This window comes from Bradyrhizobium sp. CFUWI, assembly GCF_056429085.1.
Window position 1 is genome coordinate 534979 of sequence record NZ_JBWJZE010000001.1, and the last position, 17942, is coordinate 552920.

At 65.6% G+C, this 17942-nt stretch carries 22 protein-coding genes and 1 riboswitch; of the genes, 13 read left to right on the top strand and 9 right to left on the bottom strand.

The annotated features are described in order from the left end of the window. The first annotated feature begins 314 nt into the window (after nt 1-314). The 5 genes from AC066S_RS02535 to AC066S_RS02555 all read left to right on the top strand — a co-directional run bounded on the left by AC066S_RS02535 (nt 315) and on the right by AC066S_RS02555 (nt 4521). Nucleotides 315-1397: a branched-chain amino acid aminotransferase gene (locus AC066S_RS02535; protein ID WP_126259065.1), complete on the top strand. Its 1083-nt coding sequence runs from the start codon at nt 315-317 to the stop codon at nt 1395-1397. A gap of 231 nt (nt 1398-1628) precedes the next feature. Next, complete coding sequence (locus AC066S_RS02540) at nt 1629-2153, top strand: YegJ family protein (protein WP_478268833.1); 525 nt, start codon at nt 1629-1631, stop codon at nt 2151-2153. 40 nt (nt 2154-2193) lie between these two features. Beyond that, nucleotides 2194-3699 (top strand): histidine--tRNA ligase, encoded by a 1506-nt coding sequence (gene hisS, locus AC066S_RS02545; RefSeq protein ID WP_478268834.1) that lies wholly within the window; start codon nt 2194-2196, stop codon nt 3697-3699. Nucleotides 3700-3799: 100 nt separating this feature from the next. Further along, a complete protein-coding gene (locus AC066S_RS02550; protein WP_025033847.1) occupies nt 3800-4003 on the top strand; it encodes a tautomerase family protein in 204 nt (67 codons plus the stop codon). 113 nt (nt 4004-4116) lie between these two features. Beyond that, nucleotides 4117-4521, top strand: a complete 405-nt coding sequence (locus AC066S_RS02555) for a thioesterase family protein (RefSeq protein ID WP_478268835.1) — start codon at nt 4117-4119, stop codon at nt 4519-4521. A gap of 126 nt (nt 4522-4647) precedes the next feature. Here the strand turns inward: AC066S_RS02555 and proC are convergent, their stop codons facing one another. Beyond that, on the bottom strand, nt 4648-5472 hold the full coding sequence (proC, locus tag AC066S_RS02560) for a pyrroline-5-carboxylate reductase (RefSeq protein ID WP_478268836.1): 825 nt from the start codon (nt 5470-5472) through the stop codon (nt 4648-4650). A 173-nt stretch (nt 5473-5645) separates the two neighbouring features. Continuing rightward, nucleotides 5646-6146, bottom strand: coding sequence for a type III secretion system chaperone family protein (locus tag AC066S_RS02565; RefSeq protein ID WP_028134393.1), 501 nt, complete (start codon nt 6144-6146; stop codon nt 5646-5648). 432 nt (nt 6147-6578) lie between these two features. After that, nucleotides 6579-6737, top strand: a riboswitch (FMN riboswitch). Nucleotides 6738-6814: 77 nt separating this feature from the next. Between AC066S_RS02565 and AC066S_RS02570 the strand changes: the two genes are divergently transcribed. After that, nucleotides 6815-7402: a 6,7-dimethyl-8-ribityllumazine synthase gene (locus AC066S_RS02570; protein WP_478268837.1), complete on the top strand. Its 588-nt coding sequence runs from the start codon at nt 6815-6817 to the stop codon at nt 7400-7402. 154 nt (nt 7403-7556) lie between these two features. Here AC066S_RS02570 and AC066S_RS02575 read toward each other — a convergent pair whose 3' ends face one another. The 5 genes from AC066S_RS02575 to lgt form a co-directional block, all read right to left on the bottom strand. Then, nucleotides 7557-8510 (bottom strand): ribose-phosphate pyrophosphokinase, encoded by a 954-nt coding sequence (locus AC066S_RS02575; protein ID WP_164718785.1) that lies wholly within the window; start codon nt 8508-8510, stop codon nt 7557-7559. A gap of 192 nt (nt 8511-8702) precedes the next feature. Continuing rightward, a complete protein-coding gene (locus tag AC066S_RS02580) occupies nt 8703-9320 on the bottom strand; it encodes a hypothetical protein (RefSeq protein WP_135164849.1) in 618 nt (205 codons plus the stop codon). Between the two features lie 185 nt (nt 9321-9505). Next, a complete protein-coding gene (gene pgeF, locus AC066S_RS02585) occupies nt 9506-10273 on the bottom strand; it encodes a peptidoglycan editing factor PgeF (protein WP_478268838.1) in 768 nt (255 codons plus the stop codon). After that, nucleotides 10273-11388, bottom strand: coding sequence for a class I SAM-dependent methyltransferase (locus AC066S_RS02590; RefSeq protein ID WP_126259074.1), 1116 nt, complete (start codon nt 11386-11388; stop codon nt 10273-10275). The genes pgeF and AC066S_RS02590 overlap by 1 nt, the downstream gene beginning before the upstream one ends. 17 nt (nt 11389-11405) lie before the next feature. Beyond that, a complete protein-coding gene (gene lgt / locus AC066S_RS02595; RefSeq protein WP_478268839.1) occupies nt 11406-12251 on the bottom strand; it encodes a prolipoprotein diacylglyceryl transferase in 846 nt (281 codons plus the stop codon). Nucleotides 12252-12450: 199 nt separating this feature from the next. Here lgt and AC066S_RS02600 point away from each other — a divergent pair, with 199 nt between their 5' ends. The 4 genes from AC066S_RS02600 (at nt 12451) to ychF (ending at nt 15664) form a co-directional block, all read left to right on the top strand. Beyond that, nucleotides 12451-12702 carry an accessory factor UbiK family protein gene (locus AC066S_RS02600; RefSeq protein WP_135170330.1) on the top strand — a complete coding sequence of 84 codons (252 nt, stop codon included), beginning with the start codon at nt 12451-12453 and terminating at the stop codon, nt 12700-12702. Between the two features lie 330 nt (nt 12703-13032). Next, nucleotides 13033-13749 carry a 50S ribosomal protein L25/general stress protein Ctc gene (locus AC066S_RS02605; protein ID WP_126259076.1) on the top strand — a complete coding sequence of 239 codons (717 nt, stop codon included), beginning with the start codon at nt 13033-13035 and terminating at the stop codon, nt 13747-13749. A gap of 61 nt (nt 13750-13810) precedes the next feature. Continuing rightward, complete coding sequence (gene pth, locus AC066S_RS02610) at nt 13811-14422, top strand: aminoacyl-tRNA hydrolase (RefSeq protein WP_126259077.1); 612 nt, start codon at nt 13811-13813, stop codon at nt 14420-14422. A 144-nt stretch (nt 14423-14566) separates the two neighbouring features. Continuing rightward, the gene (ychF, locus tag AC066S_RS02615; RefSeq protein WP_126259078.1) at nt 14567-15664 is read left to right on the top strand and encodes a redox-regulated ATPase YchF; all 1098 of its coding nucleotides are present in this window, start codon (nt 14567-14569) and stop codon (nt 15662-15664) included. A 122-nt stretch (nt 15665-15786) separates the two neighbouring features. Here ychF and AC066S_RS02620 read toward each other — a convergent pair whose 3' ends face one another. Further along, a complete protein-coding gene (locus AC066S_RS02620) occupies nt 15787-16083 on the bottom strand; it encodes a DUF4282 domain-containing protein (protein WP_126259079.1) in 297 nt (98 codons plus the stop codon). A 166-nt stretch (nt 16084-16249) separates the two neighbouring features. Here AC066S_RS02620 and AC066S_RS02625 point away from each other — a divergent pair, with 166 nt between their 5' ends. The 3 genes from AC066S_RS02625 (at nt 16250) to AC066S_RS02635 (ending at nt 17564) form a co-directional block, all read left to right on the top strand. Next, entirely contained in the window at nt 16250-16702 is a 453-nt protein-coding gene (locus tag AC066S_RS02625) for a MaoC family dehydratase (protein ID WP_478268840.1), read from the top strand. Further along, a complete protein-coding gene (locus tag AC066S_RS02630; protein WP_135170331.1) occupies nt 16702-17184 on the top strand; it encodes a MaoC family dehydratase in 483 nt (160 codons plus the stop codon). Before AC066S_RS02625 ends, AC066S_RS02630 begins: the two co-directional genes overlap by 1 nt. Before the next feature lie 233 nt (nt 17185-17417). After that, the gene (locus tag AC066S_RS02635) at nt 17418-17564 is read left to right on the top strand and encodes a hypothetical protein (protein ID WP_478268841.1); all 147 of its coding nucleotides are present in this window, start codon (nt 17418-17420) and stop codon (nt 17562-17564) included. A 42-nt stretch (nt 17565-17606) separates the two neighbouring features. On the opposite strand, the gene AC066S_RS02640 is transcribed toward AC066S_RS02635, so the two are convergent. After that, nucleotides 17607-17744, bottom strand: coding sequence for a hypothetical protein (locus AC066S_RS02640; protein ID WP_018648329.1), 138 nt, complete (start codon nt 17742-17744; stop codon nt 17607-17609). Nucleotides 17745-17942: the final 198 nt, after the last annotated feature.

Here is a 17942-nt window from a genome sequence, read left to right on the forward strand (position 1 = left end):
TACAAAACGATCGATCCGCACGAAATTTTAGATCGTTTCGTGGCGGGCGGCATCGAAGCAGGACGGCGGAAAGAGCCGGACAGGCGACGACGGCCGGATCAGATCTACCGTGCGATTGTCGAGCGGCATTTCGGCAAAACATACTGGACTTCCGCCTCCCGCAAAAGCATGTCCTCAGCGACATGCTGGCCACGGGAAACCGGCCGTAACAAGGCTGGCGACGGTCCGGCCAGAAACCAATCAAGCCGGCCGGCCCCCAAACGGGGCCGGCGGGCGCCAGAACAGCGCCGTTACCGGCAGCGGGAGCCAAGGACATGAGCATGACATTCGACATCCAGCCCGCAACCAATCCGACCCCCGAAAAGGACCGCGTGGCCAAGCTGGTGGACCCCGGCTTCGGGCGGATCTTCACCGATCACATGGCGATCGTCCGCTACAACCAGGCCAAGGGCGGCTGGTACGAGGCGAAGATCGAGGCCCGCGCCAACTTCCAGATGGATCCGGCCGGGGCCGTTCTGCATTACGCGCAGGAGATCTTCGAGGGTCTGAAGGCCTACAAGCGCGACGATGGCGGCGTGAATCTGTTCCGGCCCGACGCCAATGCGCGGCGTTTCAGGGACTCCGCCGACCGCATGGCGATGGCGCAGCTGCCGGAGGACGTCTTCATCGAGGCGGTCGAGCAGGTCGTGCGCATCGACCGCGCCTGGATGCCGGGCGGCGAGGGTAGCCTGTACCTGCGTCCTTTCATGATCGCGAGCGAGACCTTCCTCGGCGTCAAGCCGTCGTCGGAGTACATCTTCTCGGTCATTGCCTCCCCGGTCGGCTCCTATTTCAAGGGCGGACCCGCGCCGGTCTCGATCTGGGTGTCGGAGAACTATACGCGCGCCGCCGTCGGCGGCACCGGAGCCGTCAAATGCGGCGGCAATTACGCCGCGAGCCTGCGCGCCCAGGCCGAAGCCATCCAGCACGGCTGCGATCAGGTCGTCTTCCTGGATGCGATCGAGCGTCGCTACATCGAGGAGCTCGGCGGCATGAACGTCTTCTTCGTGTTCGACGACGGCTCGCTCTCGACGCCGCCGCTCGGCACCATCCTGCCCGGCATCACCCGCGATTCCATCATCACGCTCGCCCGCGATGCCGGCAAGACCGTGCGCGAGGAGCCGTACTCGCTCGACCAGTGGCGCAAGGATGCGGCCAGCGGCAGGTTGAAGGAAGCCTTTGCCTGCGGCACCGCCGCCGTGATCTCACCGATCGGCAAGGTGCGTTCGGTCAGCGGCGATTTCGAGATTTCGGGCGGCGCCGCCGGCCCCGTCGCCATGGGCCTGCGCAAGCAGCTCGTCGACATCCAGTACGGCCGCACCAACGATCCGCACAATTGGATCCGCAAGGTGTTTTGAGTGTCTCCCTCTCCCCGCTTGGGGGGAGAGGGTCGGGGTGAGGGGGAGTTTCCGCGAGGGCGGTGGCAGTTGGACTCGTGGAGAGTCCCCCTCACCCGGAATTCGCGCGTCCCGCGCGCATTCCGGCCTCTCCCCGCAAGCGGGGAGAGGCGAAGGGCAGACACCATGAACGCCCCGCCACGATCTCGCGACAAAGCCAGGACACATCAAGGCATCCTGGGCATCGCGATCATGGCAACTAGACTCTCCCAACCCATGAAATGGGTCGTTCTCACCGCAATCACCGGCGTCTCCGTCTTCGGCATCCTGACCGTCGGCCCGACGCACGAGGTCGTCGCGCAAGACCGCTCGCCGATCGTCGACGTGCGCACCAGCGATCCCGAGATGAATGCGGCGATCGCGCGGGCCCGCGGCACGCTGCCGACCTTCTGGGCCTCCTATGAGGCGCAGAAGCCGTCCGAGACCGGACACGCCTTGAAGGTGCGTTTTTCGACCCGCAAGGGCGGCGAGCACATCTGGATCGGTGAGGTGAAGAAGCAGCCCGACGGGACCTTTGCCGGCCTGTTTGCCAACCAGCCCCGCGACCTGCCGGGCAAGCACGCCGGCGATAAAGTTTCGTTCGCCGAAGCCGACATCTCGGACTGGATGTTCATGCGCAACGGCAAGATCGTCGGTGGCGAAACCATCAAGCCGACGCTGAAGTCGCTGCCGAAGGCGGACGCGGATGCGCTCCGGGCGCGGATGGAGCTGCCGTAGGGCAGTTGCCGCCTCGCGCCCCGGCTGGTAAACGCCGCGCATGGCCGAGAAACCCAAAAAACCCCAGAAGCTGAAGGCGCGTCTGCCGCGCGGGCTCGAGGATCGCGATCCCGCGGCGATCCGGGCGACGCGCGAGATGGTCGAGAAGATCCGCGCCGTCTACGAGCTCTACGGCTTCGAGCCGGTGGAGACGCCGGCGATGGAATATACCGACGCGCTCGGCAAGTTCCTGCCCGACCAGGACCGTCCGAACGAGGGCGTGTTCTCGTTCCAGGACGACGACGAGCAGTGGATCAGCCTGCGCTACGATTTGACCGCGCCGCTCGCCCGCTACGTCGGCGAGCGCTACGGCACCGACGCTTTGGTCCTGCCCTACCGCAGCTACCGCGTCGGCTATGTCTTCCGCAACGAGAAGCCCGGCCCCGGCCGCTTCCGCCAGTTCATGCAGTTCGATGCCGACACGGTCGGCTCGGCGACGCCGGCGGCGGACGCCGAGATCTGCATGATGGCTGCGGACACGATGGAGGCGCTCGGCATTGCGCGCGGCCAGTATGTGGTGAAGGTGAACAACCGAAAGGTGCTCGACGGTGTGCTGGAAGCCATTGGGCTCGGCGGGCAAGAGAATGCGGGTCGCCGGTTGACTGTCTTACGTGCAATCGACAAATTCGATCGCTTGGGTGAGGGAGGCGTTCGGGCTTTGCTCGGCGAAGGTCGTAAGGATGAGAGTGGTGATTTCACAAAAGGAGCCGGCCTGCCAGATGAAGCCATCGGTTGTGTCTTAGCTGCGACCTGTCCTGAAACTGGCACGAACGAAGAAATCGTCGCGAAGCTAATGCTCGCCGCGCATACTGAAGTGGGGCAGGCGGGTGTTAGGGAGCTCTTCGAGATTTCAGCTTTGGTTGGTGAATCAGGTTACGGTGATCGTGTTCGCATTGATCCTACCGTCGTGCGCGGTCTCGAATATTACACCGGCCCGGTCTACGAGGTCGAACTGCTGCTCGAGACCAAGGACGAGAAGGGCCGCCCGGTGCGCTTCGGCTCGGTCGGCGGCGGCGGGCGCTACGACGGCCTGGTCTCGCGCTTCCGCGGCGAGCCGGTGCCGGCGACCGGTTTCTCGATCGGCGTGTCGCGCTTGCAGGCCGCGCTGACGCTGCTCGGCAAGCTCGACACCAAGCCGGACTTCGGTCCCGTCGTCGTCACCGTGTTCGACCGCGACCGCGTCGCCGACTATCAGAAGATGGTGGCGTCCTTGCGCACCGCCGGCATCCGCGCCGAGCTCTATCTCGGCAACCCCAAGAACATGGGCAACCAGCTCAAATATGCCGATCGCCGCAACTCGCCGTGCGTGATCATCCAGGGCTCCGACGAGAAGGCGCGCGGCGAGCTGCAGATCAAGGACCTGATCGAAGGTGCCAAGGCGGCCGCCGCGATCGCGTCCAACCAGGAATGGCGCGAGAGCCGGCCGGCGCAGTTCTCGTGCAGCGAAGCCGATCTCGTCGCGAAAGTGCGCGAGGTCCTGGCCCGCCATGACGTAAAGTGGGGCTAGCCATTCCGGGAGGCCGTCATGCCCGGGCTTGTCCCGGGCATCCACGTCTTGTTTGATGGCGACCGTCAATGGCCGGCGTCCGGCCGCAAGGGAGAGAACAATGCCTGAGATCACCATCAGCATGGCCGAAGGCCGCACCGACGAGCAGAAGGCCGGCATGATGCGCGACATCACGCAGGCGCTGGTGAAGAATCTCGGCGTCGATGCCGATGCCGTCGTCATCCAGATCAACGAAGCTCCGCTCCGCCACAAGATGAAGGGCGGCAAGACCTTCGTGGAACGCGCGGCGGCAGCGAAGAAGTGACGCGTTAGCGTCATTCCGGGGGCGCGCGAAGCGCGAACCCGGAATCTCGTGCAGCAAACTTCTGGATTCCGGGTTCGGCGCTACGCGCCGCCCCGGAATGACGAGCGAGCACCATGGACGCACGCGATTTCATCACGATCGGCATGAGCGCCGAGCGCACGCTGGTGGTGCCGGCCGAGCGCACGGTCGGGCATTTCGTGCCCGGCATGCCCATGGTTTATGCGACGCCGATGATGATCCTGGAGATGGAGATGACTTCGGGCGATGCGATCCGCGCCGCGCTGCAGCCGGGCTGGGTCACTGTCGGCACCGAGGTCGATATACGCCATCTCGCCGCCGCGCTCGTCGGCGCGACGGTGCGGACCACCGCAAGGGTGGTCGCGGTCGAGCGCCGCGTCATCCGCTTCGAGGTCGAGGCTTTCGAGGGCACGCGCAAGCTCGGCGAAGGCCGCCACGCGCGCGGGCTTGTGAATGTCGAGACGTTCAACAAGCGGCTCGGAGCTGGCACGGTGCCGTAGGGTGGGCAAAGGCGCAAAGCGCCGTGCCCACCATCTTTACCGAACCGCGAAAGTCGGTGGGCACGCTTCCGCCTTCGCTCTGCGAGCTACGGCGGACAAGTCGCTTTGCCCACCCTACGGCACCTTTTACTTCGCGAGCTCCTTCGACCTCTGCGTCGCCGCTGCGATCGCGCGGATCATGAGATCGCGCAGGCCGGGCTCGCCCATCAGGACGCCGAGCGCTGCGGCGGTGGTGCCGCCGGGCGAGGTGACGTTCTGGCGCAGCGTGCTCGAGGGCAGCTCCGACCGGTGCAGCAGCTCGCCGGAGCCCGCGACCGTCTCGCGTGCGAGCTTCGTCGCGAGCGCCTCGGGCAGGCCGGCCTCGACGCCGGCGCGTGCCAGCTCTTCGGCGAGCAGGAACACATAGGCTGGCCCTGAGCCGGAGACGGCGGTCACCGCGTCCATCAGCCCTTCGTCCTCGACCCATTCGACCAAGCCGGTGGCGCGCAGCAGCGCGTCGGCCACCGCGCGCTGCGTGGTGCTGACGTTGTTGGCCGCGACGGCTACGGTGATGCCGCGGCCGATCGCGGCCGGCGTGTTCGGCATCGCGCGCACGACGGCGCCGCCGCAGACCTCCTGGAGCGAGGCGATCGTGGTTCCCGCCATGATCGAGACCACCGAGGTCCGGTCCGAGACGAACGCTTTCAATCGTGCGCCGGCCTCGCGGAACATCTGCGGCTTCACCGCAACGACCAATGTCTCGACGGGGCCGAGCGTCGTCGCGTCGGGATTGAGCGCGACACCCCTTGCGGCGAGCGCGGTGATCTCGGGCGAGAGATGCGGATCGATCACGGCGACGCGGCGCGGGTCGAGCCCGCCCGAGAGCCATCCGGTCAGCATCGCGCCGCCCATCTTGCCGGCGCCGGCGAGCAGGATGGTGCCGGTGATGTCTTGGAGGGGGTTGTTCGCCATTGCTGTGCCACACACTCGGTGTCGTCCCCGCGAATGCGGGGATCCATAACCACAGGCGGTTCTAGTGGATGAAGATGGTGGCAACAAGCGTTGTGCCACAACGGGCATCACGCGGTATGGGTCCCGGATCTTCGCTTCGCTCGTCCGGGACGACGCTGGAGAGAGGCGATCCCCTACGCCTCTCCGACCGTATCGAACATCGCTGCGTCCATGGCCTCGGTCGTGGTCTTGCCCGCCCACACCACGAACTGGAACGCCGGGAAATAGCGCTCGCAGGCGTGGATAGCGCCGGCGAGCATGGCCTCGCATTGCGCGGTCGAGGCGGTCAGCCCGCCCGGCAGCACCAGGGCCTGGCGGTGCATCACCATGCCGGTGTTGGTCCACAAATCGAAATGACCGACCCACAGCTGCTCGTTGACGGCAGCGACGAGCCGCTGCACCTCGCCGCGGCGCGCGAGCGGAATCTTCATGTCGAAGGCGCAGGCCAGATGCAGCGCCTCGATCTCGCCCATCCAGGTGAAGGAGAGCTGGTAGTCGGTCCATTGTCCCTTCGAGACAATCGTGAGTTCGTCTTCGCCGGAGCGTTCGAACGGCCAGTTGTTGCTGGCAGCGATATCCTCGACCACCGCGAGCGGATGGCTTCTGGAATCGATAGTGCCTTCGAGCAGGGACATGCCGTCTCGACCTCTTGCCTTCTTGTTGTCTTTGATACGCACGCGGTCGGCCCAGCACGCTCCCTCAACGTCGCTGTTGCGATCCCCTCGGGGTCACTGTTGCGATCCCCTCGGATCAGCGCGGGCCTGTCGCGGATCAAGTGATGTGATTTGCGGAATCTGCGCAACCGGGTCCCGAGTCCGTCCACAAGCCAGGACTCGTTCGTCCACAGCTCATCTCCGCCACAATTCTTAACGTCGGAAGTCCCGGATCCCGATGGAGGAGAACAAACCGGAATCGGATTCGGCGGAGGGCGCCAATCGTTAATTCCGTCCCGCGAGGCCCGGGCCGCCGCGCCGGCATGGGACCATGCGATTTGCCCATACGGAACACGCTTGCCGCGCCGGCGCGCCGGCGGCATATTTCCGCCCAGGCCGTTCATCCCGAGCGGCCGATGTTCTCAGGGCGGGGTGAAAGTCCCCACCGGCGGTAAGGGCCGAAAGGCCCAAGCCCGCGAGCGCCTTCCCTAAGGGGTATCCCGAAGGGAAGGGTCAGCAGATTCGGTGCAACTCCGAAGCCGACGGTCAAAGTCCGGATGAAAGAGAACGGTCGGTGGCAGACGCATCGCAGGGTGCGGCTGTTTGTCGTTCCGTGTGCCCTGATTCTGGTCCTTAAACCGAGGAAAGCCATGAATCAGATGCTGCAAGATCCCCAATTCGAAGCTCCCCAAGCCGAAGCTCTTCAAGCCGAAACTGAAATCCACCAACCGCCGGTTCCGCAAGGACCCGCGACCGAGCATCCACGCTTCGCCAAACCGCAGCGGGTGGCCTTCGTGCAGGCCTGCTGGCACCGCGACGTGGTCGCGGAGGCCCGTATCGCCTTCATGAGGGAGGCCGCGGCGCGGCACCTCACCCATGTCGACGTGTTCGAGGTGCCGGGCTCGTTCGAGATCCCGCTGCATGCGCAGGTTCTCGCCAAGACGCGTCGCTACACCGCGATCGTCGCCGCCGGCCTTGTCGTCGACGGTGGCATCTATCGCCACGAATTCGTCGCCGACACCGTGATCAAGGCCTTGATGGACGTGCAGCTCCGCACCGAGGTGCCGGTGTTCTCAGCGGTGCTGACGCCGCAGCAATTCCACGAGACCGAGGTGCACTACGATTTCTTCCGTAGGCACTTTGCCATCAAGGGTGTCGAGGTCGCCGCCGCCTGTGCGGAGACCCTGCTCGGCCTCGAACGTCTGCGCGGCCAGGTCGCGGCGGGCATCGTGGGGTAGGATGTCTTCGCCTCTCCGCAAGCGGGGAGAGGCGAAGAAGATCAGTCGTAGGGTGGGCAAAGCGCAAGCGTGCCCACCTTCTCTCGCAAAAGAAAAAGGGTGGGCACGGCGCGTCGCGCCTTTGCCCACCCTACGAGACCAGCAAAAGAAAAAATCAGTCGAACAGGCTCGACACCGACTCTTCGGCCGCCGTGCGCGCGATCGCGTCCGAGATCAGGCTGCCGATCGGCAGCGTGCGGATGTTCGGCGCCTTGGTCACTGCCTCCGTCGGCAGGATCGAGTCGGTGATCACCAGCTCCTTCAGCTTGGAGCCGGAGATGCGGGCGGCCGCGCCGCCGGAGAGCACGCCATGGGTGATGTAGGCGTAGACGTCCTTGGCGCCCTTGGCGATCAGCGCGTCGGCCGCATTCACCAGCGTGCCGCCGGAATCGACGATGTCGTCGACGAGGATACAGGTGTAGCCGGCGACGTCACCGATCACGTTCATGACCTCGGATTCACCCGGGCGCTCGCGGCGCTTGTCGACGATCGCGAGCGGGGTGTTGATGCGCTTGGCAAGGCCGCGCGCGCGGGCCACGCCGCCGACGTCGGGCGAGATCACCATCACCTTGGAGAGGTCGAACTTGTCCTTGATGTCGCGCACCATCAGCGGCGCGGCGTAGAGATTGTCGGTCGGAATGTCGAAGAAGCCCTGGATCTGGCCGGCATGCAGGTCGAGGGTCATGACGCGGTCGACACCGGCCTGCGTGATCAGATTGGCGACGAGCTTGGCCGAGATCGGCGTGCGCGAGCCCGATTTGCGGTCCTGCCGGGCGTAGCCGAAATAGGGCAGCACCGCGGTGATGCGGCGCGCCGAGGAGCGGCGCAGCGCGTCGGTGATGATCAGGAGCTCCATCAGATGGTCGTTCGCGGGAAACGAGGTCGACTGGATGACGAAGGCATCCGAGCCGCGGACGTTCTCCTGGATCTCGACGAAGATCTCCATGTCGGCGAAGCGCCGCACCACCGCCTTGGTCAGCGGCAGGTCGAGGCCTTGCGCGATCGCCTGCGCGAGGGCCGGATTGGAGTTGCCGGCGACGAGCTTGATGGAGCCGTTTTTGGCCGACATAGACGCTTCCTCCCGCGCTTTGCTGGATACGACGTTCAACATCTCAGATCCCACTGGAAGCACGGTTACGACGGGCGAGGAAATATCAGGCGGGAGGCTGCAATGGCAACCCGGAAGGCTACGTTTTCCCTTCGAAAATCCTGAGTCGGGCCAACGGTTTGGCCGCAACTTGAGGCCGTGGTTTAGCGGGGGTTATTGCTCGGCATAGCCGAGCGCCGAGGCCGGCATCTCCGGCGCGGGCGGGACCGGAGCGACGCTCGCCACCGCCGGACCCCGCAGGCCCGGAGCCGTGCTCGGCGCATCCGGCGTGCCGTTGATCATGTTGGAAAGTCCGCCGAATCCGGCCTGGGCGATCTTCCGCAGCACCAGATCGTCGGCAGCCGCCCACGCGTCGCGACCGCCCTTGGCCGAGGTCGGTTCCTCGCCGGACAGGCGCAGCGCACGCTGCTGGTTGGCGTCGTAGACGTCCCAGACCCAGGCGATCACGGTCTTGCCGCGGACGATCTGGGCGGAGAGGTAGCTGCGCACGCGGTAGGCGGCCGAGCCCTCGCGGGAGACCACGGACAGGCTGCGCAGCTTGGATTCGCTGTCGAGCACGCCGACCATGCGGTCGAACACCTGCGGCGGCGGGCCGTCGATCGATTCGAAGGCGACCGTCGCGCCCGAGCCGGTGCTCGGCGCCATCGCATAGGAATTGGCGGCGCTGCCACCACCGCCGGCGCAGCCGCCAAGCGCGGTCGCAGCCGCCAGCAGCATGACCGCCAGCACGCGCGAACCCGCGCGGCCCAGGATGAATGACGCGTCCCTCATTATGGAGGGCAGCGATATCGTTAAAATCGGTTAAGGTCTAGGGCGGCGGCGACACAAGCTGCCGTCATTCCGGGGCGCGCCACCTGGCGCGAGCCCGGACTCCATTTCTCCCCGTATATTGCTGCACGATGGATTCCGGGTTCTCGCTTCGCGCGCCCCGGAATGACGGGATGTTGCCCTTGTGTTCACGCTTCGAGCGCAATCGCGTGGACGTGGCGGCCGTAATCCGGCTCCTTGCGATGTACCGAGCGGCGATAGCTGAAGAAGCGCTCGTCGGCATAGGTGTCGAGACCGAGATCGTCGATCATCAGGATGCCGGCGGCCTCGAGCCGCTGGCGGATGAAGCCGGCGAGATCGAACATCGCATGTCCCTCGCGCACCGACGGGATGAAGAACATTGCATTGTCCGCATCGGCCTCGATGAAGCGCGCCACGAACTCGTTGCCGACCTCGTAGCTTTCCTGCCGGATCAGCGGCCCGATCGCGGCGATGATGCCGCCGCGGCTGGCGCCGAGATCCTCCATCGCCGAAATCGTCGCCTCCAGCACGCCGGTGAGCGCGCCTTTCCAGCCGGCATGTGCGCCGCCGATCACGCGTGCATGGGGATCGACGAACAGCACCGGTCCGCAATCGGCGGTGGAGACGCCGAGCGCAATGCCGGGCGTTTTCGTCACCAGCGCATCGCCCTTCGGCCGCGGCCCGCTCGGCCACGGTGTCTCGGCAACCAGCACGTCGGGCGAGTGGATCTGGTGCAGGCTGAGGAAACGGTCCGCGGCGACACCGACATGCTCGGCCATGCGGCGGCGGTTTTCCGCAACGAGGCCCTGATCGTCGTTGGAGCCGAGCCCGCCGTTCAGCGCGGAATAGATGCCGCCGGAGACGCCGCCTTCACGCGTGAAGAAGGCGTGGCGCAGGCCGGGCACTGCTGCCAGCAGCGAGGAGGTGAGCGTCATCAATTGCCTCCGGCCTGTTCGAGATCGCTGAGGCCGGCAATGCCCGTCAGCCGCGGCTCGGAGATGCCGAGCACCTTGAACATCGAGCCCATGCCGCCGCGCCCGGTGTCCGTCAGCCGCTTGAGCGCGATCGAAATGTCGGTGGCGACTTCCGGCGTGGCCTTCTGCATCAATGCGGCGGCCCTGGTATCGATGCCGATGCGCTTGAGGAAGTCGCCTTGCGCCACCGGCCCGTGCACGCGCGCGCCGACATCCTCGGCCGCGCGCGCCAGCGCCTGGAAGTCGACATGGGCGGTGACGTCGGCCTGGCCCGGCGCCTTCAGGGGATCGGCGAAGGTGTGGCGGGCAATCGCCTGGAACGTGTCGCCGGCATCGCTGCGCAAGTGGCCGTAGTCGATGATCAGGGCCGCGCCGTCCTGGTCGCGGACGCGGGTGGCGAGCTTCATGATCTCGCCGTCGGGCCGCCATTCGAACACGGCGCCGACCGGCGCGGCGCGCACCAAGGGCGGCAGCAGCACCTCGAAGCGCGGGGTCGGCTCCGGCGCCGCGCCGAACTGAAGCCTGCCGTTGCCGTCGAGCTCGATCACGCGCTCGTGCCAGCCGTTCTCGAGGCGGACCATCTGGTGGATCGGCAGCACGTCGAAATATTCATTGGCGAGGATGATGCTCGGCCCGTCCGGCACGTCGTCGATGCTGTCGTGCCAGGAGATGTTGCGCACGGCGGACAGCGTCGCGCCCTGCCGCTCGCGCAGGACCGGATTGACCTCGACCATGTGGACATGGAGCGCCTGGTAGAGCGGCGGCAGCACGCGGAGTGCGCGCAGGGCGTCCGCCATCATGGTGCCGCGGCCCGGTCCGAGCTCGATCAGCCGCAAGAATTGCGGCGAGCCCATCTGCTTCCACACCGAGGCGGTCCACAGGCCGAGAAGCTCGCCGAACATCTGGCTGACCTCGGGCGCGGTGGTGAAATCGCCCTCACGCCCGAGCGGATCGCGCGAGACGTAATAGCCATAGCGCGGATGCATCAGGCACAGTTCCATGTAGCGCCAGACCGGCATGGGGCCTGAGGATTTGATCAGCGCCTTGATCTCGTCGAGTAGCGGCTGGTCGGTCACGGCGTACTTTCTCGAAATTAACGAATGGCCTCGACGGGCTGCGGCGCACCGCGCCTGACTGCCAATACAATAAGTACGAGGCCGACGATAAGCATCGGGATCGACAGCAGCATGCCCATGGTTAATCCGCCCCAGAGGAAACCAAGCTGTGCGTCGGGTTCGCGGAAATGCTCGCCGGCGATGCGTGTGAGGCCATAGATGAGGATGAAGGCGCCGAGGATCATGCCGGGCCGCTTCAAGGCACCGGAGCGGATCATGATCGCAAGCACGGTGAACAGCAGGACGCCTTCCATGCCGGCTTCGTAGAGCTGGCTCGGATGACGCGGCAGTTGCGTCGGATCGTTGGGGAAGATCATCGCCCAGGGCAGGCTCGCGTCGGTGGCGCGCCCCCACAATTCGCCGTTGATGAAATTGGCGATCCGCCCGAGCAGCAGCCCGACCGGGGCGACGGCGGTGGTGATGTCGCCGAGCGACAGGATCGAGATGCCGTTGCGATAGGCAAACCCCATCACCGCGACGACGCAGCCGAGGAAGCCGCCGTGGAACGACATGCCGCCCTCCCATAGCCTGAAGATCGCGGCGGGATGATCGACGAAGAAGGGCAGGTTGTAGAACAGCACGTAGCCGGTGCGGCCGCCGAGGATGATGCCGAGCGTCACCCAGAGGATGAAGTCGTCGATCTGGAGCAGCGAGATCGGCGCCGGGCCGCCCCACAGCCGGTCGTTCTTCAGCAGCGAGCGCGCATAGAGCCAGCCGAACACGATGCCGCAGATATAGGCCAGCGCATACCAGCGGATCGCGAACGGACCGATCTCGAGCGCGATCGGCTTGAAGGCGGGGAAGTCGATCAGAAGAAGCTGCATCGCGCCTTCTATGTCCAAGCGAAATCGCGGCGGTCGAGCGCCCGCAGACGCCCCGTGATTCTTCTTATGCAGGGACGTTGAGTACGATTGCAAGGACACCGGAACATGACAAGGATACCAGCGCGCGGCCCTTGAACCGCTCCCTTCGGATTGCCATTGTGTTTCGGAGAGTTCGCGCAAAGTTTATCGGAGGCCCGCCATGACCCAGACCAACAACCGGTTTTTCGACGAGATCGGCCGCCTGATGAACGACGCCGCCGGGGCCGCCCAGGGCGTCAAACGCGAGTTCGATACGGTGATGCGGACCCAGGCGGAGAAATTCCTGCGCGACATGGATCTGGTCAAGCGCGAGGAGTTCGAGGCCGTCAAGGACATGGCGCGCCTGGCGCGCGAGGAGAACGAAGCGCTGAAAACGCGCATTGCGGCGCTGGAGGCCAAGCTCGGCGGGTAGGGTACTCTTACCCTCCCCTGGAGGGGGAGGGTCGATCGCGCGTAGCGCGAGCGGGGTGGGGTGGCGGTCTCTCCGCGTTGAACAGTGCCTCGTGGGGAGAGATCACCCCACCCCGTCTCACATTTCGCTGCGCTCAATGTGAGCCGACCCTCCCCCTCCAGGGGAGGGTAAGAACCCGCTCCCGCCCGCCCATTCTCCTTGTCATTTCCGCATCTTCCGGGTAAAAGCCCGCCAAGTTCGTGGCCCCCGCACCCCTGGAGGCTTGCTGCGAGCTATGCCATGGGCCGCGCTGCGGCCCCTTAACTTTTGCAAAAACAAGGACTTAACGACATGGCGACGACCGTCAAGGAATTGAAGGCGACCGCACGTCCGAAGAGCGGCAAGGGGGCCGCCCGGGCTGAGCGTCGCGCCGGGCGCGTGCCCGGAGTGATCTATGGCAACAACCAGCCCCCGGTGACGATCTCGATCGAAGATCGCGAACTGCGCCAGCGCATCCTCGCCGGCCGGTTCCTGACCACGCTGGTGGACATCGATCTCGAGGGCAAGAAGCACCGCGTGATTCCGCGCGACTATCACCTCGATCCGGTCAAGGACTTCCCGATCCATGTCGACTTCATGCGGCTCGGCGAAGGCGCCACCATCCGCATCAGCGTGCCCTTGCACGTCGTGAAGGCGGAAACGTCCCCGGGCGTGAAGCGCGGCGGCACCGTCAACATCGTCGCCCACGCGATCGAGCTCGAATGCGGCGTCGAGAGCATTCCGCAGTACATCGAGGCCGATGTCGGCTCGCTCGAAATCGGTCACTCGCTGCATCTGTCGGACGTCAAGCTGCCGGCCGGCGTGAAGGCGCTGACCCGCGAGGACGCGACCCTCGTCACCATCGTGCCGCCGTCCGGCTACGCCGAAGAGCAGAAGGCCGCGGCTGCGGCTGCAGCTCCTGGCGCTGCTGCGGCAGCTCCGGCCGCTGGCGCTGCGGCTCCGGCTGCGGGCGCTGCTGCGCCTGCCGCGGCTGCCAAGGCTCCCGCCGGCGGCGACAAGAAGAAGTAATCTCTCGAAAGAGCTGGCGCGGGATCCCTGATCGCGCGCCGGCTGAGGGGCGCGCCGCGTCATGCGACTCTTTGTTGGGCTCGGCAATCCCGGCGCGAAATACGCACGTAACCGGCACAATATCGGCTTCATGGCCGTCGACGAGATCGCGCGGCGTCACGGCTTTGCGCCGTGGCGCCGCAGGTTTCAGGGCGAGACTTCGGAAGGCACGCTCGGACCTGAGCGCGTGATCCTGCTCAAGCCGACGACCTACATGAACGAATCCGGCCGCAGCGTTCAGGAGGCGGCGAGCTTCTTCAAGATCGCGCCCGGCGACGTCACGGTCTTTCATGACGAACTCGAACTGCCGCCGGGCAAGGTGCGGGTGAAGATCGGCGGCGGCATCGCCGGACACAACGGCCTGCGGTCGATCTCGGCGCATATCGGCAACGACTATCGCCGCGTGCGCCTCGGCATCGGTCATCCCGGCGTCAAGGAACTGGTGCACGCCCACGTGCTGTCGGACTTCGCCAAGGCCGACAACGACTGGGTGGCGACGCTGTGCGAGGCGGTGGCCGAGCACGCAGGCCTGGTTGCCAAGGGCACGGACGCGACCTTCGCCAACAGGGTGCATCTCGCCATGCAGGCGAAGGGATTTTTGACCAAGGACGAGAACGGCGAGAAATCGAACTGATCTCTCTCCGTCATGGCCGGGCTTGACCCGGCCATCCACGCCTTTCTTTCTCCGCGGAGCGAAGGACGTGGATGCCCGGCACAAGGCCGGGCATGACGACTTCAACGAACGCACGCGCTCGCGGCGCGAAGACTGGAAGAGGCCATGGGATTCAAATGCGGGATCGTCGGATTGCCCAATGTCGGCAAGTCGACCTTGTTCAATGCGCTGACCGAGACGGCCGCGGCGCAGGCCGCGAACTATCCGTTCTGCACCATCGAGCCGAATGTCGGCGAGGTCGCCGTGCCGGATCCGCGGCTGGAGAAGCTCGCCGCCATCGCCAAGTCCGGCCAGATCATCCCGACCCGGCTGACCTTCGTCGACATCGCGGGCCTCGTCCGCGGCGCCTCCAAGGGCGAAGGCCTCGGCAATCAGTTCCTCGCCAACATCCGCGAGGTCGATGCCATCGCGCATGTGGTGCGCTGCTTTGAAGATTCCGACATCACCCATGTCGAGGGCAAGATCGCCCCGCTCGCCGACATCGAGACCATCGAGACCGAGCTGATGCTCGCCGATCTCGACAGCCTCGAGAAGCGCGTCGACAACCTCACCAAGAAGGCCAAGGGCAACGACAAGGACGCCAAGGAGCAGCTCGACCTTGTCAACCGCACCCTGGTGCTGCTGCGCGAGGGCAAGCCCGCGCGCCTCGTCGAGCGCAAGGCGGAGGAGGAGCGTGCCTTCTCCATGCTCGGCCTGCTGTCCTCCAAGCCCGTGCTCTATGTCTGCAACGTCGAGGAAGGCTCGGCCGCGACCGGCAATGCGTTCTCCAAGGCCGTGGAGGAGCAGGCCGCCAAGGAGGGCGCTGTCGCCGTCGTCATCTCGGCAAAAATCGAATCCGAGATCGCCACCATCTCGCGTGAAGAGCGCGCCGACTTCCTGGAGACGCTGGGCCTGGACGAAGCCGGCCTCGATCGCCTGATCCGTGCCGGCTACAAGCTGCTCGACCTCATCACCTATTTCACCGTCGGCCCGAAGGAAGCCCGCGCCTGGACCATCCATCGCGGCACCAAGGCGCCCGCGGCGGCCGGCGTGATCCACACCGATTTCGAGAAGGGTTTTATTCGCGCCGAGACGATTGCGTATGAGGACTACGTCGCGCTGGGCGGCGAAGCCGGCGCGCGCGATGCCGGCAAGCTCCGCCTCGAAGGCAAGGAATACGTCGTCGCCGACGGCGACGTGATGCATTTCAGGTTTAATACGTAAGCCGGGAACACCGGTGCCGTAGGGTGGGCAAAGCGGAGCGTGCCCACCGCCTGTCGCCATTGAGAAAGATCGTGGGCACGGCGCTACGCGCCTTTGCCCACCCTATGGCACCTGCGCGAGGCTTACCGCATCCCGCCGCCCTGGTCGCGGATCGCGCCGAGATGTTCGTTGATGCGGAAGACGATCAGGATCAGCTCCGCGAGGATGCGCGAGAAGACGATTCCGACGACGACGCTCGCGATCGACGACAGCAGCACCAGGAAGCCGCCGAACGGGCTGATCGCCATCGCGGCGAGCCCGGAGAAGATGCCGGAGAGACCGAACAGGCAGATCAGCGCGATGACCAGCCAATAGAAGGTCTTGATGATCGTAGGCGTGATGAAGCGGTCCCACTGAAACAGGTCGCTGAATGAAAACATTGCTCTCCCCAGGGCATTGGGCCTTGGTAAATGGATCCCGGTCCTCGGTCGATCCGACTCAGATCAACGCCGCCACCCGGTATGTAGCACGAGCCATGCGGGCCGGCGGGTTGAGATTGCCGCAAAGTGCGGCCACAATCTGTCATTCCCGCGAAGCTTTCCCAAGATGACCCTGACCTTCGAAGATTTCCCGCCCGGCCGGTTCGGCACGTTCGGCCCGCGCCACGTCACCCGCGACGAGATTTTGGCCTTTGCCGCCGAGTTCGATCCACAGCCGATGCACCTGGACGAGGAGGCTGCCAGCAAAAGCATGCTGCGTGGCCTGTCCGGCTCGGGCTGGCACCTCTGCTCGCTGATGATGCGGATGATGGCCGACGGCTTCATCACCCGCGCCGCATCGCTGGGATCGCCCGGCGTCGACGAGGTGCGTTGGCTCTCGCCGCTGCGGCCCGGCGACGACCTCACGCTCGACGTCGATGTGATCGAGGCGCGCAGCTCGAAGAGCCGGCCCGAGCTCGGCATCGTCAAGTTCAAATGCACCGCGCGCAACGCCAAGGGTGAGGCGCTCGCCGAGATGACGTCGCCGATCCTGATCAAGCGGCGCGAGGGAGCGGTCTGATGCGGTTCTTCGACGACATCGAGATCGGCCAGCGCCGCGAGATCGGCACCTATACGTTCACGGCCGAGGCCATCAAGACATTCGCCGCCAAGTTCGATCCGCAGCGTTTTCATCTCGAGGAGGAGGAGGGCAAGAACTCGCTGTTCGGCGGACTCGCCGCGTCGGGCTGGCATGTCGGCTCGGCCTGCATGAGCCTGCTTGTCGCCGACGGCCAGCGTCTGGCGCGCGAGGCCGCTTCGCGCGGCGAGGAGGTTGCGGTGTGGGGCCCGTCGCCGGGCTTTCGCGACCTGCGCTGGATCAGGCCGGTGCTCGCCGGCGATACCGTCGCGTACGTCAACGTCGTCACCGACAAGCGCATCTCTGCCTCGCGCCCCGGCTGGGGCATCCTGACCGCCCGCACCACCGGCACCAACCAGCGCGGCGAAGACGTCTATTCCATCACCGCTTCAGCCTTCGTGCCGAGGCGTGCGAACAGTGGTTAGACCAGGATAGATCGAGCTGGTTTCTTCACCTCTCCCCGTAAGAACGGGGAGAGGGAGAGGAGAAACCGAGCAAGTGTTGCCCGCGCGCTATGGACGCGATTCCGGACGGCTGCCATAAGCCTGCGCAACATGGTTATCGCGAAGCGTTTCTGCGGAACCAGTGAGTTGCTAACTAATTATGAACCTGTCGCTGTCTATTTGAAACCAATTGGCAGAGACAGGGGACGAGGACCATGGCAGATCGCGGCGCACTCAAGTTTGTTGGATTTATCTTCGCGACCGCGACGCTCGCCGTGATGCTGGTTGCCGGCATGGTGGTGAAGGGCTATGCCGATGGCGCCTATACCCTGGAAATCTCGGCCGCCGACGCGAACCGGTAACACTTCGTTCATCTCTAGCGGCCGGCATCCGGCCGCCGCACCTCAGCGGCTATAGACGAACGCCAGGACGGCGATCGCAACCGCCAGCAGCCCGACAAAGCGCAGCATGATCGTGCCGAATTGGTTCGGCGCGGGCCGCAACGGTATCGGGTCCGTGGTGTCGGGCCGAATGCTTTCCATCTGAAATATCCCCAGGCCCGGCCACGGCGGCACGGGCGCCTGGCATTGGTCGCCGGGGACGGGCGGCGGGTTCAAATGGACGCGCGGCGCTGACCATGTGAACGCGCATGCACCGCAGCGCTGTCGTCGCGGCCACACCCTCTGCTGTCATGCCCCGGCTTGACCGGGGCATCCAGTACGCCGAGGCCTCTCGGCTCG